At 60.1% G+C, this 25,887-nt stretch carries 16 protein-coding genes; 6 read left to right on the forward strand and 10 right to left on the reverse strand.

Annotation, left to right across the window (positions count from 1 at the left end; translation table 11 throughout):
• Positions 1 to 108 precede the first annotated feature (108 nt).
• The 3 genes from hemL to K1Y02_06015 form a co-directional block, all read right to left on the reverse strand.
• Positions 109 to 1,401, reverse strand: a complete 1,293-nt coding sequence (gene hemL / locus K1Y02_06005) for a glutamate-1-semialdehyde 2,1-aminomutase (protein ID MBX7255895.1) — start codon at positions 1,399 to 1,401, stop codon at positions 109 to 111.
• Positions 1,402 to 1,551: 150 nt separating this feature from the next.
• Positions 1,552 to 1,872, reverse strand: coding sequence for a helix-turn-helix domain-containing protein (locus K1Y02_06010; GenBank protein MBX7255896.1), 321 nt, complete (start codon positions 1,870 to 1,872; stop codon positions 1,552 to 1,554).
• Entirely contained in the window at positions 1,872 to 2,231 is a 360-nt protein-coding gene (locus tag K1Y02_06015; protein MBX7255897.1) for a type II toxin-antitoxin system RelE/ParE family toxin, read from the reverse strand. Before K1Y02_06015 ends, K1Y02_06010 begins: the two co-directional genes overlap by 1 nt.
• A 166-nt stretch (positions 2,232 to 2,397) precedes the next feature.
• On the opposite strand from K1Y02_06015, the gene K1Y02_06020 reads away from it, so the two are divergent.
• Both K1Y02_06020 and K1Y02_06025 read left to right on the forward strand, forming a co-directional pair.
• Positions 2,398 to 4,536: a dienelactone hydrolase family protein gene (locus tag K1Y02_06020; protein MBX7255898.1), complete on the forward strand. Its 2,139-nt coding sequence runs from the start codon at positions 2,398 to 2,400 to the stop codon at positions 4,534 to 4,536.
• 575 nt (positions 4,537 to 5,111) lie between these two features.
• Positions 5,112 to 6,533 (forward strand): DUF502 domain-containing protein, encoded by a 1,422-nt coding sequence (locus K1Y02_06025; GenBank protein MBX7255899.1) that lies wholly within the window; start codon positions 5,112 to 5,114, stop codon positions 6,531 to 6,533.
• A gap of 27 nt (positions 6,534 to 6,560) precedes the next feature.
• Here K1Y02_06025 and K1Y02_06030 read toward each other — a convergent pair whose 3' ends face one another.
• The 5 genes from K1Y02_06030 to K1Y02_06050 all read right to left on the reverse strand — a co-directional run bounded on the left by K1Y02_06030 (position 6,561) and on the right by K1Y02_06050 (position 16,325).
• Positions 6,561 to 7,859, reverse strand: a complete 1,299-nt coding sequence (locus K1Y02_06030) for an MFS transporter (protein ID MBX7255900.1) — start codon at positions 7,857 to 7,859, stop codon at positions 6,561 to 6,563.
• 84 nt (positions 7,860 to 7,943) lie between these two features.
• Positions 7,944 to 10,655, reverse strand: a complete 2,712-nt coding sequence (locus K1Y02_06035; protein MBX7255901.1) for a cation-translocating P-type ATPase — start codon at positions 10,653 to 10,655, stop codon at positions 7,944 to 7,946.
• A 99-nt stretch (positions 10,656 to 10,754) separates the two neighbouring features.
• Positions 10,755 to 13,088, reverse strand: coding sequence for an NADPH-dependent glutamate synthase (gene gltA / locus K1Y02_06040; GenBank protein MBX7255902.1), 2,334 nt, complete (start codon positions 13,086 to 13,088; stop codon positions 10,755 to 10,757).
• A gap of 153 nt (positions 13,089 to 13,241) precedes the next feature.
• The gene (gene guaA / locus K1Y02_06045) at positions 13,242 to 14,789 is read right to left on the reverse strand and encodes a glutamine-hydrolyzing GMP synthase (GenBank protein ID MBX7255903.1); all 1,548 of its coding nucleotides are present in this window, start codon (positions 14,787 to 14,789) and stop codon (positions 13,242 to 13,244) included.
• 27 nt (positions 14,790 to 14,816) lie between these two features.
• A complete protein-coding gene (locus K1Y02_06050) occupies positions 14,817 to 16,325 on the reverse strand; it encodes an IMP dehydrogenase (protein ID MBX7255904.1) in 1,509 nt (502 codons plus the stop codon).
• Between the two features lie 242 nt (positions 16,326 to 16,567).
• Here K1Y02_06050 and K1Y02_06055 point away from each other — a divergent pair, with 242 nt between their 5' ends.
• Positions 16,568 to 16,966, forward strand: coding sequence for a hypothetical protein (locus K1Y02_06055; GenBank protein MBX7255905.1), 399 nt, complete (start codon positions 16,568 to 16,570; stop codon positions 16,964 to 16,966).
• 381 nt (positions 16,967 to 17,347) lie between these two features.
• Here K1Y02_06055 and K1Y02_06060 read toward each other — a convergent pair whose 3' ends face one another.
• Positions 17,348 to 19,624 carry a family 14 glycosylhydrolase gene (locus tag K1Y02_06060; GenBank protein MBX7255906.1) on the reverse strand — a complete coding sequence of 759 codons (2,277 nt, stop codon included), beginning with the start codon at positions 19,622 to 19,624 and terminating at the stop codon, positions 17,348 to 17,350.
• Between the two features lie 186 nt (positions 19,625 to 19,810).
• Here K1Y02_06060 and K1Y02_06065 point away from each other — a divergent pair, with 186 nt between their 5' ends.
• Genes K1Y02_06065 through K1Y02_06075 form a run of 3 tightly spaced genes read left to right on the forward strand, consistent with a single transcriptional unit; the run spans position 19,811 to position 24,613 of the window.
• Positions 19,811 to 23,431 (forward strand): homocysteine S-methyltransferase family protein, encoded by a 3,621-nt coding sequence (locus K1Y02_06065; GenBank protein ID MBX7255907.1) that lies wholly within the window; start codon positions 19,811 to 19,813, stop codon positions 23,429 to 23,431.
• Between the two features lie 31 nt (positions 23,432 to 23,462).
• Positions 23,463 to 24,284 carry a DUF1572 family protein gene (locus K1Y02_06070; GenBank protein MBX7255908.1) on the forward strand — a complete coding sequence of 274 codons (822 nt, stop codon included), beginning with the start codon at positions 23,463 to 23,465 and terminating at the stop codon, positions 24,282 to 24,284.
• Positions 24,285 to 24,292: 8 nt separating this feature from the next.
• Positions 24,293 to 24,613, forward strand: a complete 321-nt coding sequence (locus K1Y02_06075; protein ID MBX7255909.1) for a (2Fe-2S) ferredoxin domain-containing protein — start codon at positions 24,293 to 24,295, stop codon at positions 24,611 to 24,613.
• A gap of 36 nt (positions 24,614 to 24,649) precedes the next feature.
• On the opposite strand, the gene K1Y02_06080 is transcribed toward K1Y02_06075, so the two are convergent.
• Positions 24,650 to 25,468, reverse strand: a complete 819-nt coding sequence (locus K1Y02_06080) for a metallophosphoesterase (GenBank protein MBX7255910.1) — start codon at positions 25,466 to 25,468, stop codon at positions 24,650 to 24,652.
• Positions 25,469 to 25,887 lie beyond the last annotated feature (419 nt).

The following is a 25,887-nucleotide window of genomic DNA, read 5'->3' on the forward strand; positions in this document are numbered from 1 at the left end:
TCCATCTTAGGTCCAGCCCGCACGTCACACGGCAAAGATGGACCCCCGCTTTCGCGGGGGTGACGACTAGTGTTAACGCAGATGAGTTATCGCGGAGCTAGACCGCGCTCAAATCGCAGCAGCCGCCGCGAAGGCCTTCTTTGCCGCCTCCAATGTGCGGTCGAGTTCGTTCTTGCCGTGGGCGGAACTCATGAACATGGCCTCGAACTGAGACGGAGCCAAATACACACCGTTTTCGAGCATGGTCCAGAAGAAAGCGGCGTATTGCTTCGTGTTGGAGGCCGTCGCTTCGGCGTAGTTGCGCACGGGCCCGTCGTGGAAGAACATGCACGCCATCGAACCCACGCGAGTCTGGCACACGGGTATCCCCGCTTCGCGCGCGAGTGTGCCAAGACCGTCGCAGAGAGTTTCCAGCGACTTCTCGATGGACTCGACGACTCCGGGCGATGAAAGGACTTCGAGCGTGGCGAGTCCCGCCGCGGTGGCCAACGGGTTTCCGGAGAGCGTGCCCGCCTGGTAGATGGGGCCGACGGGAGAGACGTGGTCCATGATCGAAGCGGGTCCGCCGTACGCGCCGACGGGAAGCCCACCGCCGATGACTTTGCCGAGCACGGTCAAGTCGGGCGTGATGCTATACCGTTGTTGCGCGCCGCCCAGCGCAACGCGGAAGCCCGTCATGACCTCGTCGAAGATAAGCAATGCGCCGTGCTGTTTCGTCAAGGCGCGTAACCCTTCGAGATAGCCCGGCTCGGGTAGAACAACGCCCATGTTGCCTGCGACGGGTTCGATGATGATGCACGCGATCGCGTCGCCATGTTCCTTAAATAAAGCCGTAGCCGCGTCGAGATCGTTGTAGGGCATGGTCAGCGTGCAGGACGCATAGCCCGCGGGAATGCCGGGGCTGGTCGGCACGCCCAGCGTGGTCAGACCGCTGCCGGCCTTGACGAGCAATCCGTCGACGTGCCCGTGATAGCAGCCCTCGATCTTCACGACGAGATCCCGCTTGGTGTAGCCGCGCGCGAGACGTATCGCGCTCATGGTGGCTTCGGTGCCGCTGTTGACGAGCCGAACCTTTTCGATGGAGGGGACCAGCTCCACGATGCGTTCCGCGAGACGGATTTCCGCTTCCGTGGGGATGCCGAAGCTTGAGCCTTTGGCCATGGCTTTCTTAACCGCGTCCACGACCTTTGGATGGGAATGGCCAAGCACCAACGGTCCCCAGGATAGGACGTAGTCGATGCATCGGTTTCCGTCGGCGTCGGTAATCCACGCGCCATTTCCTTCCGCGACAAAGAAGGGATCGCCGCCGACGCCTTTGAACGCGCGCACGGGGCTGTTGACCCCGCCGACCATGACGCGGTTTGCCTCTTTCCACAACTGGGCCGAACGTTCGGATTTCATGGAGCCTCCTCTAATCTGGATATATCACGAATGCACACGAACTTATCACGTAGGCTTTGCGATTGCGAGACTTGCAGCGAAAAACAAGAGACTTCTCCGAAGACAGAGTATGTTTGTGAGAAACCCATGCCTAAACAATGGTTCCCGCTCTTACTCGGTATGCGCCTGCTCCGCAAACTGCTCGATTGCGACATCGCCGTCCGGGAAACTCGCGATAACCTTGAGTTCGCCACCCATGGCGGCCACATACCGGCGCAGGGTGCTGACGTACATGTCCGCTTGGCGTTCGATTTTCGACACGGCCGTCTGGCTCATCTGCAACGTTTCTGCCATTTGCTGCTGCGTCAAGGTCATCGCTTTGCGCAACTCGTCAAGCCGCATTTCGGCCATGAGCGTTTGCGCGCGGACCGCGTTCTGTTCGCGGCGAGCGGGCGGAATAGCGGACTGAAGCCGGGAAAACGATTTCGCCATCAGAGTAGTCCTTCTTTGCGCAACGCGTTCAAGTGCTCGTCATAGGCGCGATCGGCTAAGGGTATTGCCATCTCGTACCATCGATCCGAGCCGGTCTTGTCTCCACCGAGGAGAAGGATCGCGACCCTTCTCGGGTCGAAGGCATAGAGAATCCGAAGAGGTCTTCCAGCATGCTGAATCCTCAACTCTCTCATGTGCCCGTGGCTGGAACCTTGCAGACTCGATGAATAGGGAAAGGGGAGTTGCGGACCGCGTTCCTGCAAGAGGCGCACGACCACATCAACGGAATCCTGCTCGTCATCGGACAGAGAATTCCACCAATCCTCGAACTGGTCTATATACTCCACTTCCCAGCTCACACGTCAATTATAACACAAAGGTTATAGAACAAGAAGGTTCTTTTTGGCCGTGTCGCAAAGAGGTAGAAGCAATAGAGATCGTCACCGCCCCCCAAAACGAGGTATCGTAGACGCCTGCTCGCGTGCATCCCGCCCGCGCGCACGGACGATACAGGGGGGAACGCTCATGCATGCAATTCGTTGGGGTCTCGCGGTGGTGCTGGGGGTTGCCCTTGCACACGGTGGCGAACGCGCGAAATGGACGGAGGCGGCGAAGTCTTTTGGCCTTGGGCCGATACCCGCCACAGTCGATCTGCGAAACATGCAGACGCGCTGCATCGTCGAACGAAGCTGCGTGGCGCTCGATGCGACGGCGGCGCGGCGTCACGAGGGAATCGCGGCGGGCCAGTGGCAGGCGTGGCGCGATGCGGTGCGCAAGGCCGTGGCCGAGGGCTTGGGCGACATGCCGTTCGGCGAGCGGGGCTGTCCGCTCAATGTGCGCGTGGTGTCGCGGCACGAACGGCCCGGATACGTCGTGGAGAATGTGTTGTTCGACTCGCTGCCGGGGCTGGATGTGAACGGCTCCGTGTACTTGCCGCTGGCGTCGAAATATCCGCCGCCGTGGCGGGCCATCGTGGTACCGGTCGGACATAGCGCGAAGACCAAGGAGAGCTACCAGATTCCCGCGCAGGCGTTTGCGCGCATGGGGTACGTCGCCATCACGTTCGATCCGCCGGGACAAGGCGGCGAGAAGAAGCCCGGCAACGACCATTTCGTCGACGGGGTTCGCTGTTTCCTTACAGGCGAATCATCCAACCGGTTTTTCGTCATCGACGCGATTCGATGCATCGACTACCTCGCGACGCGTCCCGACGTGGATATGTCGAACGGTGTGGGTATGACGGGCGTCAGCGGCGGCGGCACCACGACTCTCTTCGCGACGGTGCTGGACGAACGCATTCGCGTATCGGGGCCGTCGTGCTGTGCGGTACCGCTGGCGATGCATCCGGTGCTCGATGCCTATGCGCCGTGCCCGGAGACACTCGCAATCGCGCGCTTCGGACAATACGACGAAATCGATTTACTTGTCGCGGCAATGCCGACGCCGGTGCTGCTCATGGCGGGAGCCAAGGACGAAGTGTTTACCGAAGCGATGAGCCGCGACATCGCGGCGGATGTCAGCGGTTCATTCGAGCAGGCAGGATTCGGCGACAAATTCCGGTTCTTCCTCGATCCAGGCGGACACGCGTACACCGTCGCGATGGCGGTCGAGTTCACAAAGGAGATGGACCGTTGGGTGGCCGGTATCGCGCCGCGCGAGTGGCCTGACCTGAAGCGCGAAGACTTCGAGATGGCGCCCGACGAGATCCTCGCGTGCAATCCGCGCACCGACCGCAACATGCGCACCGTCACCACCGGCCGTGCCGTCGAACTGCGCGCACAACGCGCGGGAACATCCATACCGGAAGCGGCGCGCACTCTCATGCACGTTGAAGAAGCTGTCCCCGTGCCGGAATCACGCGCCGGCGAACCGCAATTGGTGTGGTATCACTATCTGCAAGAAATCCTGCTGAAACACGAGGGGAACATCGAGTTGCCGGCGACGTTCTTCTATCCCGCAAGACAAGGATGGAAGGGAGCCGCGCTCTTGTACTTCGACGACCGCGGACGCTGGACCGATTTGCACACCGGCGGCATGCTCGCGGGACTCAGCGGCGCGTTGAGCGAAGAAACGAACGGCCCGGCCATACTCACGGTGGATGTGCGGGGGTGGGGCGATTCGCGTCCGAACGATATTCGTTACGACATTGCCGGTTGGGGTTCGCGTGACCGATGGAACGCGTACGTCTCTGCCGCGCTTGGCGATCCGGTCATGGCGATGCGGATACGCGATGGCCTCGCGGCGCTGGCGTACCTGCGGACGCGTCCCGAAGTGGATGCGTCGAAGATCGTTGTGGGCGGTCGCGGATTGGGCGCGCTAGTCGCGCTGCACATCGCGGCTATCGACGATTCGGTGGCCGGAGCCGTTGCGGCAGATGGGCTGGCGAGTTACGAACAACTGGCATCGGCGGAATCGTACGCGTGGCCGCACGAAGCCTTTTTCCCCGGCGTCTTGAAGCACTACGATTTGCCTGAACTCGCGGCGGCGCTGAAGATGCCGGCGCTGATTCTGAATCCGCTGAACGCGCAGAAGAAATCGCTTACGAAAGAAGATTGCGATGCGATCTACGGCACCTTGAACATAAAGAGCCAGGTGCATTCCGGCTGGGATGAAGACACGCTGGTCCGGTTCGTGCGAGACACACTGAGCGGTGGACCGCGCTAGCGCGGGCATTGGCGGAAAGAGCAACGAGACAAACAACCGCTACTCGGTATCGGGCGGTATGCACACGTCTCTGATCGCATTCATTCACACGGTCTCTTCTGTAGAGTGACGAGGGCTCGGCAGGCTCCAGCCTGGCGCGGCATTGCCTCAACCAAAAGAGACTCAACCACGGATGAACACCGATAGACTCCGATAAACAAACCAAATGAGCGCCTCTGTTCTCGTGACCTCTGGCATCTACACTACTTCCAGCCTGCGGCATACACCACGCCGCGGTCATCGACCGCGGCGCTACCGGGGCTGCCTCTCCTTGTGGCGCAGCCGCCCTCGGCTGCGATTCAGTAGCGCAGCGCTCGCCGAGCGCGGCGCCGATAACCGAGGTCTCGGTCTTGGCTCAGCACATCCAGGCAAATCCGTAAACAGTCCGTCAAATCCGATTGAACAAAGCGCTGCACGTGCAATCGAGACGTAGTCCCCGCCTTGACCCCTTGTCCCGTCCATGCAATGTCTGCGAAATCCAGATACAATGTCTGTTTCGAGAAGCGTTTGTTCCATGCATTTGAGGTAGACACGAGATGGGAAGATCGAAGCAGCAACCTGGTGGAGTCCGCTCGGCATTCTTGAGCCGGTTGCAGACCACGGTTCGCGGGTACATTCTTCGCGGAATGCTGGTGCTGGTGCCGCTGGGCGTAACGGCGTATGTCCTCAAGTTGTGCTATGGCCTGACTGCGGGGATGCTGGTGCCGTGGCTCCGGCGCTACACGGGTGAAATGCCGGGATATGCCATTGCCCTGTTGTCGGTGTGTCTGTTTGTCGCCATTTTGTACGTCATTGGATTGGCGGCGGGCTTGGTGCTGGGTAAACGGCTGATCGCGGTTGGCGAATGGATCCTTGCGCGCATACCTGTAGTAAAGACTATTTATGGCGCGTCTCGCCAGGCCGTGGACGTCCTCTCGATTCAATCGGAAGGCCCGTCTTACAAAGCGGCGGCGCTCGTGCCCTTTCCATCTCCGAGTGTGCGGGCCATCGCGTTCGTAACAGGACGCTTGACCATCGACGGAAAAGAAGGGTTCTGCAGGACCTTTGTTCCAACCACTCCCAATCCCACGAGTGGATACTTCGAGATCTACCCGGAGGAAATGATTCAACTCACCAACCTCACCGTGGAAGATGCGGCCAAGGCCTTCATGTCGGCGGGTATTCTCACCCCGGAGCGGCTGAGTCTGCCGGAATCGGCGAGCCTGGACACGGCGCGAAAGCCGGTTGCCGCGCAGGAACCCTTGACGATCGCCACCCGTCTCGCGGCCGCGCCGAAGTCCCTCTTCAGACGCGTCGTTAAAAGCACCCGGAACCGGCTTGTGTCGGGACTGCTGGTGCTGGTGCCCATCGGCGTGACGATCTTCATCGTCACGTTCATCTACGGACTCACGGCGGGCCGGATTGAGCCGCTGGCGCGCATGATATCGGGTCCGCTTCCGCCCTACGTGATTGGGTTCATTTCGATTCTGCTGCTGCTCATCTCACTGTATCTGACGGGCCAAGTGGCGACCGCTGTTGTGGGCGCGCGCCTGATCCGGCTGATGGAATCGATCATCAACCGTATGCCGCTCATTACGACGATTTACGGAGCGACCAAACAGATCATCGAGTCGCTCATCGATCCTGGTTCCGGACCGAAATTCGAAGCGCCGGTCCTGGTCGAGTTTCCGTATCCTGGCGTACGCACCATCGGATTCGTGGTCGGCCGTATTGTGGGAATCGACGGACAAGAGTTGCTGAAGATCTTTGTGCCCACGACGCCGAACATCACCGTGGGCCTTCTGGAGCTGTGCGACCCCGCCACCGTGACAGGGTGCAGTCTGACCCTTGAAGAGGCGGTCAAGATGGTGGTTTCCGGCGGCATTGTGGGCGATGAGGCGCTGTACACCCGCCCACTCTCGGAAGTGCTGAAACCCAAGCCAGCACCGGACGCATCGGAAACCGATACGTCTGGCTGACTGCGCTGCTTATTGGAATCGGAGCGACTAAGCCCCCAGCGAAGCTTGCATCTTCTCGGAATCGCGTTTCACGAAGAACACGATGCCGATGACGAGCAGGATTCCAGAAAGCACATAGGATAGGCCGCCAAGCGCAATAGCACTGCCTAGACTGATGTCATAGTGTTGCTTGACGTAGCCCACCACAAGCGGGCCGCCGCCTCCAGCGATCCAGCCGACGGCATTCATAAAACCGGCCGCCGTTCCGCGCGCCTCGGGGCGAATCACGTCGTACATGGACGCGAAGATGTTCGCGTCGTATACACCTTTGAAGAAACCCCAGCAGAGCAAGGCGGCATACGTAAGCATGAGAGTGTGGCTTTCTCCACAGATCAGCACGAACGGGGCCGCGCCGAATACCCCGATAGCCTGAACCAACATGCGGCCGCTGGCGATTCGCCCGCGCAGTTTATCCGCGAGCCAGCCGCTGAACGGCGCGCCGAAAATACTGGCAACTTGCATAAAGAGGGTTGAACTGAGGCCCGCCACGGCGAGGCTCTTCAATTCGAAACGCTCGGTCAGGAACACGGTCATCCAGCCCAGAATGATGACGAACACGAAATTCGCGCACACAAATGCGCCGAACAGAGTAAGTACCGTCGGAGTCTTCCAAATGAGGGCGAGCGTTTCGCCAAGTGGGAGCCGCTTCGGAGGAGAAACCGGCTTGCCCGCATCAAGTTCATCCGCAGCGCCGCGGCGAGGTTCGCGAAGAAAGAAGAAAAGGACGCCAGCCAGGATGACACCCAGTCCGCCAAAGATCACGAAGGAATAGCGCCAACCCCATTGATCGGCGATCGCGCCCGCGAACAAGCTTCCCAAAATGGTGCCACCGTAGACACTCGTCTGGTGGACGCTCATGGCCCGGGAGCGCGTCGCCTTGCCGTGGTAGTCGCTCACCAGCGACATCGACGCGGGGAAATAGAACGTCTCGCCAAGACCTTCCATAGCCATGAAGCCGAAGAGCTGCCGCCACGTTTTCGAGAGGGCCGTGGCCATGCAGATGGTGCTCCACGTCACCAAGCCAAACAAAATGGCGGTCTTCCGGCGGATGCGATCGATGATGAACCCCGCGAACGGCGCGCCCAAACCGTACACCCATGCGAATGCCGAACTGACGAGTCCGATTTGAAGGTCGGTCATGTGCAGCTCTTTGCTGATGAGCGGCATAGAGACGCCAAGGGCCACGCGATCGGCGTAGTTGAAGAACGCGATGAACCACAGCATACCCACCACATACCATTTGTAATTAGGACTGACGGGTTTCTCCAGATCGTGTATGCCGGGCATGCGTGATCTCCATCAAGTGATACCGTGCGTATGAAATCTATCCGTACAATAACAGCGAGCTGTTCTCGCTTATCCGTGCGTTCTTCACTGCGATGCTGTGCGTCTCAAGACGAATTTCTCAGCCTCGACGGCCCAGAAGACGACGGAACTCAACGCCAACGCGACGGCCATGTCGAACGCCGACAGCGGAACCATAGCGAATACTTTCTGAAGAAACGGCACGTAGATGAGCGCGCACTGAAGCAACACGGTCGCCGTTACGGCAAGCATAAGCGACCGGTTAGACCAAATACCCGTGGTGAACAGCGAGTCTCTCCCCGACCGAATGGCCAGCACGTGCGCCATCTGCGAAAGCGTGAGGATCGTGAACGTCATGGTTTGCCAACGCGTGGCTCCATTCGAGCCCGCGGCTTCGTGCGACCAGTAGTACCAGCCAGCGCCCAACGCGATTACCGCCATGAGCAGACCGACCCAAACCACATGAATACCGAGACCGTGCGCGAAGATGCTTTCGCCGGACTTTGAAGGCGGACGGCGCATCACGTTTCGCTCGGGCGGTTCCACGCCTAGTGCCAAGGCCGGCAATCCGTCCGTAACGAGATTCATCCAGAGTATTTGCAGCGGTAGCAGCGGCAGCGGCATCCCCAGGAATGGCGCCGCAATCATGACCCACAATTCTCCGGAATTGGTTGTCATCAGGTACTTGATGAACTTGCGAATGTTGTCGTAGATCGTGCGCCCTTCCGCGACCGCGGCCACGATCGTGGCGAAGTTGTCGTCCAACAGGATCATGTCGGACGCGCCCTTCGACACGTCGGTGCCGGTGATCCCCATCGCGACACCGATGTTGGCCTTCTTCAGCGCGGGCGCGTCGTTCACCCCATCGCCCGTCATGGCCACAATCTCGCCGTTCTTCTGCAGGGCGTCGACGATAGCCAATTTGGATTCGGGCGCGACCCGGGCGAACACCTGCGAATGGCCCACGGATCGCCGCAATTCGTCTTCGTTCATCGCCTCCAATTCGAGGCCGGTGACGGCTTTGCCTCCGTGCTCAAGCAGGCCGAGCTCGGAACCAATGTGCGAAGCGGTCAACGGGTGGTCGCCGGTGATCATGATGGGCCGGATGCCCGCCGTCTTGCACAAGGCCACGGCGTCGTTCACCTCGGGCCGGGGCGGATCGATGAGCGCCATGAGACCGGCGAAAACAAGATGGCATTCAAGTTTGCCAACGGTCGTTTCCTGTGGCGGTTCGTTCAATGGCGCGTACGCAAACCCCAATACCCGCATACCCTGACTCGAGAGAGCGTCGTTTGTGCGAAGGGTGTCGTCGATGTGCCGCTGATCGATGGTGTGCACCGCGCCGTCAACGAGGATGCGGTCACAAACTCCCAGCAGGCCGTCGACTGCCCCTTTCACACACGTGACATACGCAGGCGCAGGTTCGCCGGGGGACACTAACCATCGAACAGGTGCATCGGACGTAACCTTGTGCAACGTGGCCATCCGTTTGCGGACGGAGTCGAAGGGGGCTTCAGCGATGCGCGGCATCGCCTGCTCCAGGCGCACCTTGTCCAAACCCAGTTCTGCCGCGCCTTCGCACAGGGCGGTTTCCGTGGGATCGCCGATGGCCTTCGTCTTTCTGTTGGCCTCTGCCTTCGTCCATTGCGCGTCATTGCACAGCGCGCCGATGGACAGCGCAATAGCAAGCGAGGGAGATTGCCCGAGCGTTGCCGGTTCGACGGGTAAATCGAATCGCTTACCTCCGGCCACCACACTTCGAACACTCATGCGGTTTTCGGTGAGCGTACCGGTCTTGTCCGTGCAGATGACCGTCACGGAGCCGAGGGCTTCCACGGCCAGTAACTTGCGGATGAGGGCATGACGAACCAGCATGCGCTGACCGCCCAGCGCCAGCGCGATGGTCACCACGGCGGGGAGTCCTTCCGGAACCGCCGCAACCGCCATGCTGACTGACGTCAAGAAGAGTTCCCGGAGATGACTGACGCCCTCCCGCCAAAGCCCGAGAACAAAGATGAGGCCCACGAGAATCAACGCAACCACGGCGAGCACCTTGCCGAGGTTGTCCAGTCGAACCTGCAGCGGCGTCGGCGAGCGGTCCACACTTTGGATCATCGTCGCGATCTTGCCGAGTTCCGTTCGCATGCCCGTCTCGGTGACCACAAACATGCCCCGTCCGTAGGTGACGCTGGTACCCATGTAGACCGAGTTTGAGCGTTCGGCAAGAGGCGTATTCTCTTGCCCTTGCCATGCCCACTCTTTTTCGGCGGGAACCGATTCACCGGTCAGCGCCGCTTCTTCCACTTGAAGGTTTGCAGACTCGACGAGGCGGCCGTCGGCGGGAATGCTCGAACCGGCTTCAAGAAACACGATATCGCCCGGGACAAGGTCGCGCGCGCTGATGGACACAAGCGCACCGGAACGGCGCACGCGCACGGAAGGAACGGCCAATTGCTTGAGCGCGGCCATGGCCTTCTCGGCTTTGTACTCCTGGCGGACACCCAACACGGCGTTGACAACGACAATCGCGAGAATGGCGATGGCGTCGGTTGTCTCACCGAGCAGGAAGGATATGGCGGCGGCGATAATCAGAATTACCACCATGATGGCGGTGAGCTGTTCCCAGAGGATGGCCCACGGACTCTTTATGCCGCGCTCTTCCAGCTCGTTATGACCGATCGTTGCGAGTCGCGAAGAAGCTTCGTCGTCGGAGAGCCCATGTGCGGGATCGACCTGAAGTGCGGAGAGCGCTTCATCAACGGTCTTGCTATACCACATACTGCTCGTGCACCCCATGTTCGGAAACCGGACCCCCGCGACCGCAGCGAACCGAATAGGGGTCGCGAAACGCGGAAGATTGCATCAAGGAGACGACTCTCAGATTACTACGCAGTCGGCGTTTGCCCGGCTCGAAAGATAATCGTGAATGGCCTTGGCCGCGCGTTTTCCGGCGCCCATGGCCTCGATTACCGTCGCAGCCCCGGTCACGATATCGCCCCCAGCATACACGCCGGGCAGGTTGGTCGCCCCCGAAACCGGATCGGCAACAATATTTCCCCACTTGTTGAGCTGGATACCCTTCGTAGCGCCCGTCAGCAGAGGATTCGCGCGAGACCCCAGGGCCGGTATCACCATGTCGCAGGGAATCTGGAATTCGCTTCCCGCGACCGGGATTGGCCTGCGGCGGCCCGACGCGTCCGGCTCGCCAAGCGACATTCGGATGCACTCCATCGCACACACGCGGCCTTGATCGTCGCCCACCAACGAAACCGGCGCGGCAAGCAGATGGAAGACGACTCCTTCTTCGCGCGCATGTTCGACTTCTTCCGCGCGCGCGGGTATCTCCAACTCCGAACGGCGGTAAACGATGGAGACGGTCTTCGCGCCCAGGCGCACCGCGACCCGCGCCGCATCCATGGCGACGTTGCCCGCGCCTACGACTGCCACGCGCTGACCAACAAACACCGGGGTTTGGTACTCGCCAAACCGATATGCCTTCATCAGGTTCACTCGCGTAAGGAACTCGTTGGCGCTGTACACACCGACCAGATTCTCGCCGGGAATGTCCATGAACACGGGCGCGCCCGCGCCCACGCCAATGAACACCGCACTGAATCCGCTCTCGAATAGAGACTCAATGGTGAGGACCTTGCCGATCACCATGTTCAACTCGATCTGAACGCCGAGGCTCTTGATGTAATCGACCTCGCGGTCGACGATGGCCTTGGGCAGACGAAACTCGGGTATGCCGTAGCGAAGCACGCCGCCCGTGTCGTGGAACGCTTCGTAAATCGTGACGTTGTAGCCCAGTCGCGCGAGATCGCCCGCGCAGGTCAGCCCTCCGGGACCGCACCCGATAACGGCGACCTTCTGTCCTCGTGGTTTCACGTGGAAGGGCTGCGGCGGCACGTGTTCGGCTTCCCAATCCGCGATGAATCGTTCCAGGGAACCGATTGCAACGGGCCGTTCCGATTTACCCACGACGCACCGTTGTTCGCACTGCTTTTCTTGCGGACAAACGCGGCCGCACACAGCGGGCAGGTTGTTCTTCTCTTTGATGATACGCGCGGCAAGGGGCAGATCGCCTTTGACGATGGCCTGAATAAACGCGCGGATATCGACCTCGACGGGGCATCCTTCGATGCATGCGGCGCGTTCGCAGCCGCGGCAGCGCAGGGCCTCGGCAAGCGCCTCCTCGGGCGTGTACGCCCGCTTCACCTCTTCGAACGTCGTGCGATGCTTGATGAGTTCGCCGATGGATTGCAGCACGCTCAAGGCCGCCGATTCTTCGAAGTACTTGGAGTAATGCTTCTGGTTTCGCGACTCAAGCGCCGCGACCATTTCCTGGATGCTTTCCTCGAATCGGCATGCGTGGCCGTCAATCGGCACTCTCGCGCGGCCTTCCAGGGCGCTCGCCTCTTGGGTCTTATACGTGCGCTGGCGTATCGTCAATTCGTCGAAATCGACGATAGCGCCGTCAAACTCCGGGCCGTCGACGCAGGCGTATTTCACCTCGCCGCCCACCGTGACGCGGCATCCGCCGCACATACCGGTCCCGTCCACCATAACGGGGTTCAGGCTGACGACGACGGGGAGTCCGTGGCGTTTGCAGCACTCGGTTACCGCCTTCATGTGCGGCACCGGTCCGATGGCAATCACTTCATCGATGCGCTCGCCCGCCTTGACCAAATCGTCCAGCACCTGCGCGGCATAGCCCTTCTGCCCGGACGAACCGTCGTCCGTGGTGACGATTACGCGGTCGCTTACGGCGGCCGCCTTGTCCTGCCAGAAGAGAAGCGAGGCATTGCGCGCGCCGAGAATCGAGATGACGCGATTGCCCGCGCTGTGATGCGCCTTCATCTGGGGAAACATGGGCGCGAGACCGAGACCCCCGCACACGCAGCAGATGGTCTTGCCGGGGCCGTGAATGTCCCGGTCTTTGCCGAGTGGCCCAACGACGTCTATGTAGTGTTGGCCAACCTCAAAAGCGGCCAGGTTTTTCGTACCCAGTCCGATTTCCTGCATGACTAGCGTGATGGTGCCTTCATCGGGATTGGAGTCGGCAATCGTGAGCGGGATGCGCTCGCCAAACTCGTCGCCGCGCACCAATACGAAATGACCCGGCCGGGCCGCGCGCGCAATTAACGGCGCGCGAACCTCCACCTCAACGATTTGCTCAGATAGCCGCCGTTTTGCAGTCAGAGTGAACATTCGACTTGCTCCCAAACTTGGGTGGGCACTGCTTTCATCCCCATTGGAAAATGAATTCTCCGCCGCTTGGCCACCTGCAAACGGCCAAGCCACGGTTGACGCCACGCGCAGATACTTCGCGCATCGGCCGGAACAAACCGGCCTAGTTTAACTCTACTCCCACTCGATGGTGCCCGGAGGTTTCGAGGTAACATCGTAGAGAACGCGATTGATATGTTTCACTTCGTTGCAGATACGATTGGCGACGCGCTGGAGGACGTCCGGCGGAAAGCGGAACCAATCCGCCGTCATCGCGTCTTCGCTCGTGACTGCGCGCAGACTGCAAACTTCTTCGTAGGTGCGTTCATCCCCCTGGACGCCCACGCTTCTTACCGGAAGCAAGCACACAAGCGCTTGCCAAATCTCTCCGTACAATTCCGCCCGCTTAATCTCGTCGATGAAAATGGCATCCGCGTCGCGCAGCGTGTCGAGACGCTCTTTCGTCACCGCGCCGATGCATCGCACGCCCAAACCGGGGCCGGGGAACGGGTGCCGCCAGACGATCTCATCGGGCAAGCCCAGTTCCTTGCCGAGCGCGCGAACTTCATCCTTGAACAGTTCCCGCAGCGGCTCCACCAGTTCGAGGTTCATGTGCTCGGGCAGACCACCGACATTGTGATGGCTCTTAATCGTCACCGAGGGGCCGCCCGTGGCGGACACGCTTTCGATAACATCGGGATACAGCGTACCTTGTGCAAGGAAATCGACTTTGCCGAGACGATTGGCCTCTTCCTCGAACACGTCGATAAACAGACTGCCGATAATCTTGCGCTTCTGTTCGGGGTCGCTCACGCCGGCAAGCGCCGCGAGAAAGCGATCTTCGGCATCGACGTAGTGAAGGTCGACGTGAAAATTGTCGCGGAAGACCCGTTGCACCAACTCGGCTTCGCCCTTGCGCAAGAGGCCGTTATTGACGAAGACACACGCGAGGCGGTCGCCGATGGCGCGGTGTATCAACATCGCCGCGACGCTCGAATCGACGCCGCCGCTCAATCCGCACACGACGCGCCCGTCGCCGACCTGCGCACGGATTTCTTCAATGGCCACATCGACATAGGAACCCATGTCCCAATCCGCGGGGCAGCCGCAGATGGTGTGCACGAAATTGGAGAGGACCTTGGTCCCTTGCGGCGTGTGAACGACCTCGGGGTGAAACTGCACGCCGTAAAACCGGCGCTGCTTGTCAGCGATGGCCGCAAACGCGCAGTTTTCCGTCGTGCCGATGGTGGTGAAACCGGGGGCGAGCTTCGTGATGGAGTCGCCGTGGCTCATCCACACTTGCGTGCGGGGATCGATGCCGTCGAGGAAACCGGTGTTGTCGGTATGCTCCAGATGAGCGATGCCGTACTCGCGTTTGGCGGCGCGCTCCACTTTTCCGCCGAGCATATCGGCGAAGAGCTGGACGCCGTAACAGATGCCGAGGATGGGAATGCCCAGTTCGAAAATGGCGGGGTCGGGCTTGGGCGCGCCCTGGGCATGGACGCTTGCCGGGCCGCCGCTGAAGATGATGCCGGCAGGCTTGCGCGCTTTGATGTCTTCCACGGACACGTTGTACGGAAGGATCAGGCTGAACACCTTCGCTTCACGCACGCGCCGGGCGATGAGCTTGCTGTACTGCGCTCCGAAGTCGAGGACGATGATGGGCCGGTTGTGTTCTTGCATTGCCGTTGCCGTTCTTGGTGACTGCGCTTAAGTCTCCGACGTTATGTCGCTCTCTTTGAGAAGGACATCATGAGCCCCGCCTTCGCGAATGCTGGTCGCGGAGACGAGCGTGAGGCGCGCGGTATCGTGCAATTCCGCGATGCTTCGCGCGCCGCAATTGCTCATGGTCGAACGAATCTTGCTAAGTGTGATGGCGAGGTTGTCTTTCAGACGGCCCGCGTACGGGACATACGCATCGACGCCTTCCTCGAAGGACAGCTTCGACGCGCCCCCGGTGTCATACCGCTGCCAGTTGCGGGCGCGGTCCGAGCCTTCCCCCCAATATTCCTTCATGTAATTGCCGCGAACGCGAATCTTGCGGCCAGGCGCTTCGTCGAACCGGGCGAAGTAGCGGCCCTGCATGACGAAGTCTGCGCCCATGGCCATCGCGAGCACGACGTGGTAGTCGTGAACGATGCCGCCGTCGGAACACAGCGGCACGTAGACGCCGGTGTCCTTGCAATAGGCGTCGCGCGCTTTGACCGTCTCGATAAGCGCGGTGGCTTGTCCGCGGCCAATGCCCTTCTGCTCGCGCGTGATGCAGATTGATGCCGGGCCCACGCCCACTTTCACGAAATCCGCGCCCGCATCCGCAAGATAACGGAATCCGTCTTCTTCGACGACATTACCGGCGCCAACGCGGACATGTTGCCCGAAACTCGACTTAATCCATTGAATGGTCTCGGCTTGCCACTCCGAATAGCCGTCAGAAGAATCGATGCACAGCACGTCGGCCCCTGCTTCAAGCAACGCGGGAACGCGCTCCTGATAGTCGCGGGTATTGATGCCCGCGCCGACGAGGAGGCGTTTGTGGTCGTCGACCAATTCCTCGGGGTTCTCCCGATGAGCGTCGTAGTCCTTGCGAAATACGAGGTAACGAAGGCTCTGGTCATCGCTCACGATGGGGAGACAATTGAGCTTGTACTCCCAAATCATGTCGTTCGCCTCGCTCAGCGTCATGCCTTCCTTGCCGTACTTGAGCTTCTTGAACGGCGTCATGAAATCGCTGATAGGCGCTTTGAGGTCGGCCTTGTGAATCCGGAAATCGCGGCTCGTCAGAATGCCCATGAGCTTGCCCGTGGGCGTGCCGTCCTGCGTGATGGGAATGGTCGAATGCCCGGTTCGCTCAATCGCCGCGACCACGTCGCTCAGGGGCTGATCGGGCCGCAGGTTCGTGTCGCTGGTGACAAAGCCCGCCTTGAACTTCTTGACCTTCCGGACCATCTCGACCTGCGATTCGATGGACTGCGAGACAAAGATGAACGAAATGCCTCCGCAACGCGCCAGCTCGATGGCCATGTTATGGTCCGAGACGGCCTGCATAATGGCGGAAACAAAGGGGATGTTCAGGGAAAGGTCCGGTTGAGACCCGACGGAATGGCGTACCAAAGGCGTGCGCAGGGAAATCTTGTCCGGCGTGCAGTCTTTGCGCGTCAGATTCGGAATCAGCAGATATTCGCTGAAGGTACGAGAAGGCTCGTTATAGTAGAACGCCATGGCCGGCATCCTCCTGAATAGCGATTGACGCTTCCAACGACGTTTGGGAACCCGCCACTCCGAGGAAGGAGTTTCCTCCACTGGAGACAGTTCGCCTGTGAAGCTCAAGCGCCGTCATCATAGGAAAAAGAGAGTATAATGAGCGGCCAGAGTGCTGTCAAATTCACAGGCAAATGTCCTAGCGTTTTGGGAGTCAACCCTGCTGAACGCTGGTTGGTTCGCTACCTGGGAGTGGTGCTAACGTGAGTATTTCAAAAGGTTTGATGATTGGCTACGCGCTCGTGCTGTTTGCCGCTTCCTGCACCACGGTCCAGTACACCGGCGAGCCATTGCCGCAGACAACGCGCCTTGACGTGTATGTGAAGGATGCGCCTGCCGACCGGCCCCACGTCGAGCTGGGCGAATTGAAGCTGTTCGCGCAGGCCAACCGGGTCAGCGAGAACCGTTTGCTCAAACGCGCCGAAAAAGAAGCGATGAAACGCGGCGCGGACGCCATCGTCTACGAATCCATTGAGGTCAAGAACGTACGGGACCGCGACTACTACGCCGAGTCCCGCAACCGCGACCAATCCGACGAATTCAGCCGCCCCAACTACGACCGCGTACGCATCATCAAGGCAAAGCTCCTGAAGTTCGAGTAGCGTGTGTGCGCTCTGAAACAAACTGTCGTTCTAAGTGGAGGACCGCCGGGCGCGGGTTTTGGTCACGGAAACAGCGGTCGAGTTACTCGCTTCACTCGGCGACGGACAACGTGCGCGCCTGTCCCTTCGCCACCGACCACTCAATCTGTTCCTCTGGAGCGCTGCAAGCGCGAAATACGCTAGCCTGGGGTTTCGATTCGCGTCACCGACGCGAATCGAAACCCCAGGTACCAGCCCCCCACCCAACGTGAGCCCTGTAAGGGCGAAAGCAACTTGCAGGGTCCGTTTCTTAGGAGCGCAACGAAGGATCTGGCTTCAAATGCCTTACCTTTGCCAGATCCTTCGTCCGCCTTCGGCGAACTCAGGATGACAACGTCGTGATTACTGCGTGCCGCTCGTCCGCGCGATGCCGTGCGCGGGGACTGCTACCTTGTGCTCCCGCTCCCCAGCGCGAATCGCGACCGTTGCCTCTGCGTCCGTGGTGTTCAGGAGCAGATGGCTGATGGCGTCGGTTTGGGTGACGAACACGCCGTCTTTGGTCATGGGATACACGGGCAGGCGCAGGCGCTCGAACTCCGCCGTAAGCGTTTTGCCCAGGGCTTCCCAATCCGCGACGCGTACCACGGAACCCTTGCCGAGACGCCGTCCCTCGCGCGATTTGCCGAACAGGTGTCTTTCGGGCGCGCGGGTCTTCTCCACGCTCCTGAATTCGCCTACGTCCATGACGATGAGGCGTCCGCCGTCGCGCACCCACCGTGCGATCCGTTTGGCGTCCTTGGTTTCCATGACGCTGCCGTGGGCAATCACGAGAACGGGGTAGCGGTCGAGCGCGCCGCGCCGCAGCATCGACTCGTCGACGTAGTCGTAGTCGGCGATATCGCGCATGGTCCGGGCCTTATCGAAATACCTGCCCCACCGGAGCGTCATGTGGACTTCGGGATACCAGAAGGCCACGGGCACCACGGGGTTAGGCACGTGAAAGAGGTGGTGGAGATTGGCCTGCTGCACGTCGATGGACGGCGCACGGCTGACGAGATTGGCGGCGTAGTCGTGGAGCTGGTTCGCGCCGGAGGCTGTCGCATTGTAGATGCGCGCGACGACCCCGCGCTCGTCCTCGGGACCAGCGGGTTCGAACCCGAAGTAGGCCCCGTAATGCCGGCCCGCCGCAGCCACCCATCGGGTGATGGCGAAGTTGGCGGTGTAGTCGGAACCCTCGTTGGTGATGCGGACCCCGGCATCGTGCTTCGCGGCCACGCGGCATTGTTCGGCGAAGTTCGAGCCGTGCTCGGGCGGGGCATCGCCGCCGGTGCACAGGTAGATGGGCGTGTCGGGGAAATGGCGCCGGGTCGCCGCCATCCACCAGTCGGCGAACTCGGTCATCGAGGCACGGTACCAGTCCACGAAATCCAGCCAATGGCGGCGGGTCTCGGGGGAGGCGTCGGCCAGACTGTTGCGAAACGCCTTCATATCCCTTTCGCCTTCAATGGGATAACTCACCGTATCCCATGATTGAAAGTCCGTGCCCCAGACTCCGTTGAGGCGGCGCAAGGTCGCGTACTTCTTCCGGGCATAGGCCTGGAAGTCGGCCCGGGCATAGGGGTCGCCGCACCAGAACCCTTGATGGTTGTGGTATTCGCCGGGGATGAAGAAGGTCCAGCCGCCGCCGGTGACGGAGTAGATCGCCTCGCCGAAGTCGCCTTGAATGCCCAGCAGTACGGACTCGATTACCCCCTTATCCCGATAACGCTCCGCGAAGGCGGCCAGGAAGCGGTCGATGCGCGCGGGAAGGTTGGGGTTCCAGAGCGACTCGATTTTGCTGTCGGTTCCGTGTTCGAGGCAACGACAGGGCACATGCTCCTTGCCGGAGCGGAACCAGTTGGGCGTCGAGTAGGCGGGGCCGACAATCAGGAATGGCACCCACTTTAAGTCATTGTCCTGAAGTATCTTAACCTGCTTGTCCCACTGCGTCCAGTCCCACTGCCCCTCCCCGGCGCGCTCGCATGTTTCCCAGGTCACGTAGCTTTCGACGCTTGTGGCCCCCAAGAGCCGATACAGGGGGCCGTCGGCTTCGGACGGGTCGCCGCCGAAGGTGTAATACATGTCGCTGGGGCGGGAGGCGCGGTGCTTTCCGGAGAGCGCCTGCTTCATCCGCTCCACGTCAGAAGGCACCGATATGCCCGGGTTCTCCGTATAAACCTCTACGCGACCAAGAGTTAGACCGCCTGAACGAAATATCCGGAAATCGGCCCCGCCGTTTTGCAGTCCGGCGAGTTTGGCGTTCGCAACCGAGATGAGGTCTTTGGCCCAGGTGCGTGAGTCGGTGAAGATCGTTTGCTTGCCCGGCTCGTAGGGCTTGCTCGTCGAGTTGTACTGGAACTCGGAGATGCCGTAGCCGGTATCGAGGAACTCAACGTAGATAAAGAGCGTCTCGCCGGTCTTGGCTTTCAGGTTTGGGTCAAGCTGAAAGTACAGGTACGAACTGCCGGAAATCTGGGTTACGGCCTCGCGGCCTTCCACGACCGACCGTTGCCACTGGCCATCGGGTACCAATATCTGCCGAAGCCCTTGTTCGTTTCCAGGTGACCACGACGCCAGAGGGTCCGCGAAAGCCGTGCTCGCGAACAGGATCGCGGCCAGTAAGCCCGTACACTGCCTCATTCAAAGATCCCCCCTCTGTTGTGTACCCTCTGCTTCGACATGTGCATGCGCCCACTGCTAATGAGCGCAAGCGCCTTGCCCTATGCTACACTGAGCGACCCCGCGCTGTCGCGGGGAACATTCCCACGTCGCGCACGGTTACTTTGAAGCTAACAATAGTATCTACCCGAGTTTAGAAGCGATTTCATGAACTTTCTACAGACCCTTCGCGAACAGATCGTTGTGATTGACGGCGCCATGGGCACCCAGGTGCAAAACCTTGCCCTCACGGACGAGGACTACGGCGGCGTCGAATTCCGCATGCTCCCGGACATCCTGGTCTTCTCTCATCCCGAGGCGATCCGGGACATCCATCTCAGCTACTTCAAGGCGGGGGCAAACGCGGTCGAGACCAACACCTTCGGCGCGTCGCCCTACCGGCTCTGCGAATACGACTTTAGCCGTCTCAGTCTGGAGCGGTTCGCGAAAGTGCCCTACGGTATCGAACTTCGCCGGCTTTCGTACGACGAATTTGCCTACTACCTGAGCCGGCGGGCAGCGGAGGTCGCGTGCGAGGCGCGCGAGGTCTACCGCAAGGACCCTGCCTATGACAACCGTCCGCTTTTCATCCTGGGGTCCATCGGCCCCTCCAATCGGGTGCTTTCCAGTACCGACGCCAACCTGAAACTGTCGACGTTCGATGCGATGGTCGACAACTTCTACCACCAAGTGAAAGGGTTGGTCGAAGGCGGGGTGGACGTACTGCTCTACGAGACGCAGCAGGACATCCTCGAACTGAAGGCGGCGGTGTTCGGCGGATTGAAAGCCATGCGTGAGTTGGGTAAGCGCTTGCCCATCATGGCCCAGGTCACCGTCGACCAGTTCTCGAAGATGCAGATTTTCAATACGGACATCCATGCCGCGCTGGTCACGTTGCAGGGTATTGGGATCGACACGTTCGGTATCAATTGCAGCATCGGCCCGGACCTCATGGCCAAGACGGCCGAGAAGCTTGGCCGCTATTCGTGCCTGCCGATCTCGATTATTCCCAATGCGGGGTTGCCCGTATCTGAAGACGGCCGCACGGTGTTCAAGTTCAAGCCCGACAAGATGGCGGAGTATCTCGACACGTTCGTGCGCGAATACGGCGTGAATATTGTGGGCGGGTGTTGCGGGACCACGCCCGACCACATTCGCGCTATCGCGGAGACGATGCGCGGCCGCAAACCCGTGGCGCGGACGCGCGAGAACGGTCTCTACGTGTCCGGGCCTCAAGAAGCGGTGCTTCTCGATAGCAGCAAGACGTTGATCATGATCGGCGAACGGCTCAACGTGCGCGGTTCGATTAAGGTGCGGCAAGCCGTTGAACACGGCGGCCCCATTGATCACGCGTCATTGGAAGAAGTCGTCGATGAACAAGTGCGCGGCCTTGGCGTCAAGGTCATCGACGTGTGCATGGACTCCAACGTCGTGGACACCACCACGGCGCTGAAGGAGGTCGTGCACAAGCAAACCACCGACTTCTCGGGGGCCATGTGCCTCGACTCGTTTGCCGTGGACGCGCTGGCCGAGGCAATCAAAGTCTATCCGGGCAGGCCCATCATCAACTCCATGTCCATGGAAGAAGTGGCCGACGGGGTAACCAAGGTCGATGCCGTTGTCGAGGCAACGAAAGACCATTGGCCGATGTACATCGGGCTCGCGGCGGGACCGAAAGGACCCGGCGCGACCGCCGAAGAGAAGACCGACCTTGCGCGGCAGATTGTTGAGCGCGCCGGCGCGCATGGCGTGACGCCCGATCAGATCTTCATTGACATGAACGTGTTTCCGCTCGGCTCGGAGTCGGAAGAAGGGATGAACTTCGCCGTGGAATCGTTGAACGCGATTCCGCAGATCAAAGCGATTCACCCGGATCTACGGACCGTGTGCGGCGTCGGCAACCTGACTAACGGTCTCGCGAAGAAACCGTACATGCGCAAGGTGTTGACCTCGGTGTGGCTGGATGAAGCGCGCAAGCGCGGTCTGGACGCGGCGATCATCAACCCGAACCACTACGTTTTCGTGAAGGATCTCGATCCGCGCGATTACGACCTTGCGTTGAAAGTCATCCTCGAACACGACATGAACGCATTCGAGGAATTGGAGACGATTGCCGAGCAGAAGAAGGGCCTGGAGGTCGTCAAGCGCACGAGCTATGCCGATCTCGACGTGGAGACGGCCATCTGCGAGAAGATCAAAGACGGTCACAAGGAGCGCGAGCACGGCAACATTGAAGTCGGCGGGCATCACTATAAATACGCCGACCGAATCGTGCTTCAAGTGGCGGAGGTCATCAAGCACCGCGAACCGCTTGAGTTTGTGAACACGCATCTCATGCGCGCCATGAACGAACTGGGCGATGGGTTTGCGCGCGGCGAGGTGTCGCTGCCGCATCTGCTGAAGTCCGCCGACGTCATGAAGCAGGTGATGGGTTTCCTGGAAGAGTACATGCGGATTTCCTCGGGAGTCGACGTCCACGCGAAGATCGAATACAAGGGGACGATCGTGCTGGGCACGGTGTATCAAGATGTACACTCGATCGGCAAAGACCTTGCGAAGACCTTGTTTGAGAACTACGGTTACCGCGTAATCGACTTGGGCGTGATGACGCCGCTTCAGGGCTACATCGACGCGGCGAAAGAGCACAAGGCCGACGCTATTGGCATGTCGGCGCTGCTGGTGCAAACGTCCAATCATATGATCACGGTTTCGAAGATGATGGCCGAGCAAGGGCTCTCGCATCTGCCCGTGTTAATCGGCGGCGCGCCCGTGAACGATCGGCATGCCGCGTATGTCGCGATGGCGGGCGCCTCGGACACGGCGGCGATGCGATCGAACGTCTTCTACTGCCCGACGGCGATGGATGGCGTGAACATTATGAATGCGCTGCGCGCGCAGAAAGACACGTCGGCATACCTCACGCAGAATCTGCAGAAGCTGCAACGAAACTTCGAGCGCGCGGAGAAGAAGGCGCTGGAAGAGGAAGAGTTGCTGAAGACGTTGCCGCGGCGCACGGTGTCGTTCGCGGCGCACCGCATTCCCGATGATCCCTGGTTTGCCTATGACGTCTTGAAATTCGATTTGCGAGACTTCCGCGCTCACATCGATACGCGCACGTTGTTTGCGCTCAACTGGAAATTTGGCGGCTCCGCGTCGCGATTGAAGCAAGGCGAGACGCCGGAGAAGTTGAACGCGCTGTTCAACGAATGGATCGAAAAGGCGAGCGCCGACGATTGGGTGCAGCCGATGGCCATTTGCGGCGTGTATCCGTGCCAATCGGATGGAAGCGAAGTCATTGTCTACGATCCCGAAGACACAAGCCGGATCGTATGCCGGTTCGGTTTTCCTCTTGTGATCGGCGCGGGCAAGAAAGACACGGTCTGCGCGGCTCAGTACTTCCATCCCAAGAATTCGGGACAATTCGACGCCATTGGCGTTCAGATTTCCACCAGCGGGCCGCACGTGGATTATCACATCAACAAGTTTCGCGAGGCGGGCGATTCGGAGTCCACGCTCTACCTGCAAGGGTTGTCGGATCGGGTGGCCGAGGACCTCGCCGACTACGTGCATGGGAAAATGCGCGCGCGTCTTGGCTTCGACGCGAAACACGGCATCCGCTGGTCGCCGGGTTATCCCGCGATGGCAGACACCAAGTACAACAGGACGATTCTCGAGACACTGCACGCGCAGGAACTCATCGGTGTTCGTATCACGGAGGCGGGTGAGTTTTCGCCAACCGGAACAACGGCCGCGGTCGTGTGCTTCCATCCTGACGCGCGCTACACGTAATACGGTTGAAGCGGGGTATTGGAGACCGGGAGTGAAGAGTAAGCAAAACCCATATCGCCATCTTATCCTTGTGTGCACGGGAGATTCGTGTGCCGACAAGAAGGCCAAGAAGTTGCGCGACGAGATTCGCGAGTTGCTGGAAGAGCGTGGTCTGGACGACGAGGTCCGCTGCTCGCGCACGGACTGTCTCGGGAAGTGCGGCGACGGGCCCAACGTTGTGGTGTCGCCGGGAGACCGCTGGTTCAAAGGCGTGAAGCCCAAGGACGCGAAAGAACTCCTGGACGCCGTGCTTCATGGGACGGAGAAGCACCGAACGATGGACTCGAATACCCTGGGAGCCGCTTATCTCGAATCGATCGTGTATCGCTTCGAAGGCGCGAAGGAACTCGGCGACAAGGCTTTGGCGCAGACTTCGGACGACGACCTGACTTGGCGTCCGGATGAGGAGTCCAATTCGATAGCCGTGATTGTGCAGCATTTGCACGGCAACATGCTGTCGCGATGGACCGATTTTCTGACAACGGACGGCGAAAAACCCACGAGAAACCGCGATGGCGAATTCGTCGAACCGGAGTCGGCCACGCGCTCGGCAATCCTTGCGAAATGGGAGCAAGGCTGGGCGTGCATGCTGAGCACTTTGCGAGCGTTGAAGCCCGACGATTTGCTCAAGGACGTGACCATTCGAGGACAGAAGCTCACGGTGCTCGACGCGATCCAGCGACAGTTGGCCCACGTGCCGTATCATGTCGGACAGATTGTGTACTTGGCGCGCATGCGCAAGGGAGCGGAGTGGCAGACGTTGTCTATTGCGCGCGGGCAATCCGGGCAATACGTACCGCAGAAGAGGGACTGAGCGGCTCCATGCAAACCAACGCGCTTCCGCATGAGAAGATCATCTTTGTGTGCACCAACGTACGCGAACCGGGCGAACGCGTATGCTGCGCGGGAGCCGGCGGTTGCGAACTGCGCGACAAGCTCAAAGCGATGGTCAAGGCCCGCCAACTGCGGTCCAAAGTCCGCGTGAGCCAGTCCGGCTGCATGGACAAATGCGAAGACGGCCCCAACATCATGATCTTTCCCGACAACGTATGGTTGTCAGGCGTACACGAATCCGATCTCAACGCGATTGTTGATGCGGTCGCGCGCGCCGTCGAAACCGGTGAGCCGCTCGGGCTGGGCTGAACCCCGGAATCCTCCCAGCGGTCTCAATCCTGATTTCTACGCTACGACTTCCACGTATTCCGTGGTCACGCTGTCCTTATCCAGGTGGAAGAGCCGGAATCCTTTTGACGTCGTACCGTCGTGGTTGTCGCGCGTGGAGGAACAGCACGCGGTGGTCGTGAACAGAATACCGTCGCGGGTCTCTTCCTGATTGCCGTGGAAATGGCCTGAAGCCACGAGCTTGAGGTTGTGTTCCGAAAATAAGCCGAGGACTTCGTCGGCGTTCTGCACGCGATAGGCTTTTGTATTCGGGTTGAAGGGGTGATGCGTGAAAAGCGCAATCGGGCGTTTGCCGTTCGTGTGTTTGAGCTGCTTTTTGAGCCAGTCAATCTGATCCGGGCGGATAGCCACGTCGGACTTGTTTTCGTTGCACGAATCGATGCCGATGAACAGCCAGCCCTCGTCTTCTTGCCTATGGTCGGGTTCTCCGAAGAACTTCCGGTAGTTGTTCAGAATATCCTTGGCGCCCATATTGACATCGTGATTGCCGGGAATAGCGAACCACGGTTTCTCCAGGCGGCTGAGGGCATCGTAAGCCAAGCTCAATTCGCCAAGTTGGCCGTCGGAGGCGAGATCGCCGAGCGCGACGGTGAACCGCACCTTGTCCGTGGCGTTGATCATCTCCGCGGCACGCACAACGATGCTGATGCTTCGCGAATCCAGCACATGGATATCGTTGATTGCCGCAAAGGTGACGCGGCCCGGGCCGCCCGGCACCAAGTCTACATCGGTAATCTTGTCGAGGCCGGTGCGCGCGCATCCGGCAAGCCCTGCCGCACCTACCAGCCCGATAAACTGTCTGCGCGTAAGTTTCATGACACCGATCTCCATATCAAGCCGACATACGCGGCCATTGCTTTCGATTGCTTTCCAGCCCCGTCCTGTGCAGGCCAACATTTTGAATCGGGCTATGACGGGTGTCAAGCCTGCGGCGCGCCAGCTTGATACCCATCTTGGGCCGTGGTTTGTACTGCCCTCCAGAGCATTCGGAGAAACAGGAGAATAACAGCGTCGCCCGCGCATGATCCTATTCTTCAGAAGTACGCCGGCGCGCCGCTTTGTGGTTGCGCGGCACGTGGCAGGAGGGGGAGAATTGAAGGAAGGCCCGAAAAGTCCAAGCCGCGCTCCATGCAGAAACTGGAGAACGAGATCATGGCTAAGAAGAAGACGGTGCTCGTGGTCGTTGCGCATGCCGACGACATGGAGTTCATGGCGGCCGGAACGGTCGCCCGGTT

It is taken from the genome of Candidatus Hydrogenedentota bacterium (genome assembly GCA_019695095.1).
Lineage (GTDB): Bacteria > Hydrogenedentota > Hydrogenedentia > Hydrogenedentales > SLHB01 > JAIBAQ01.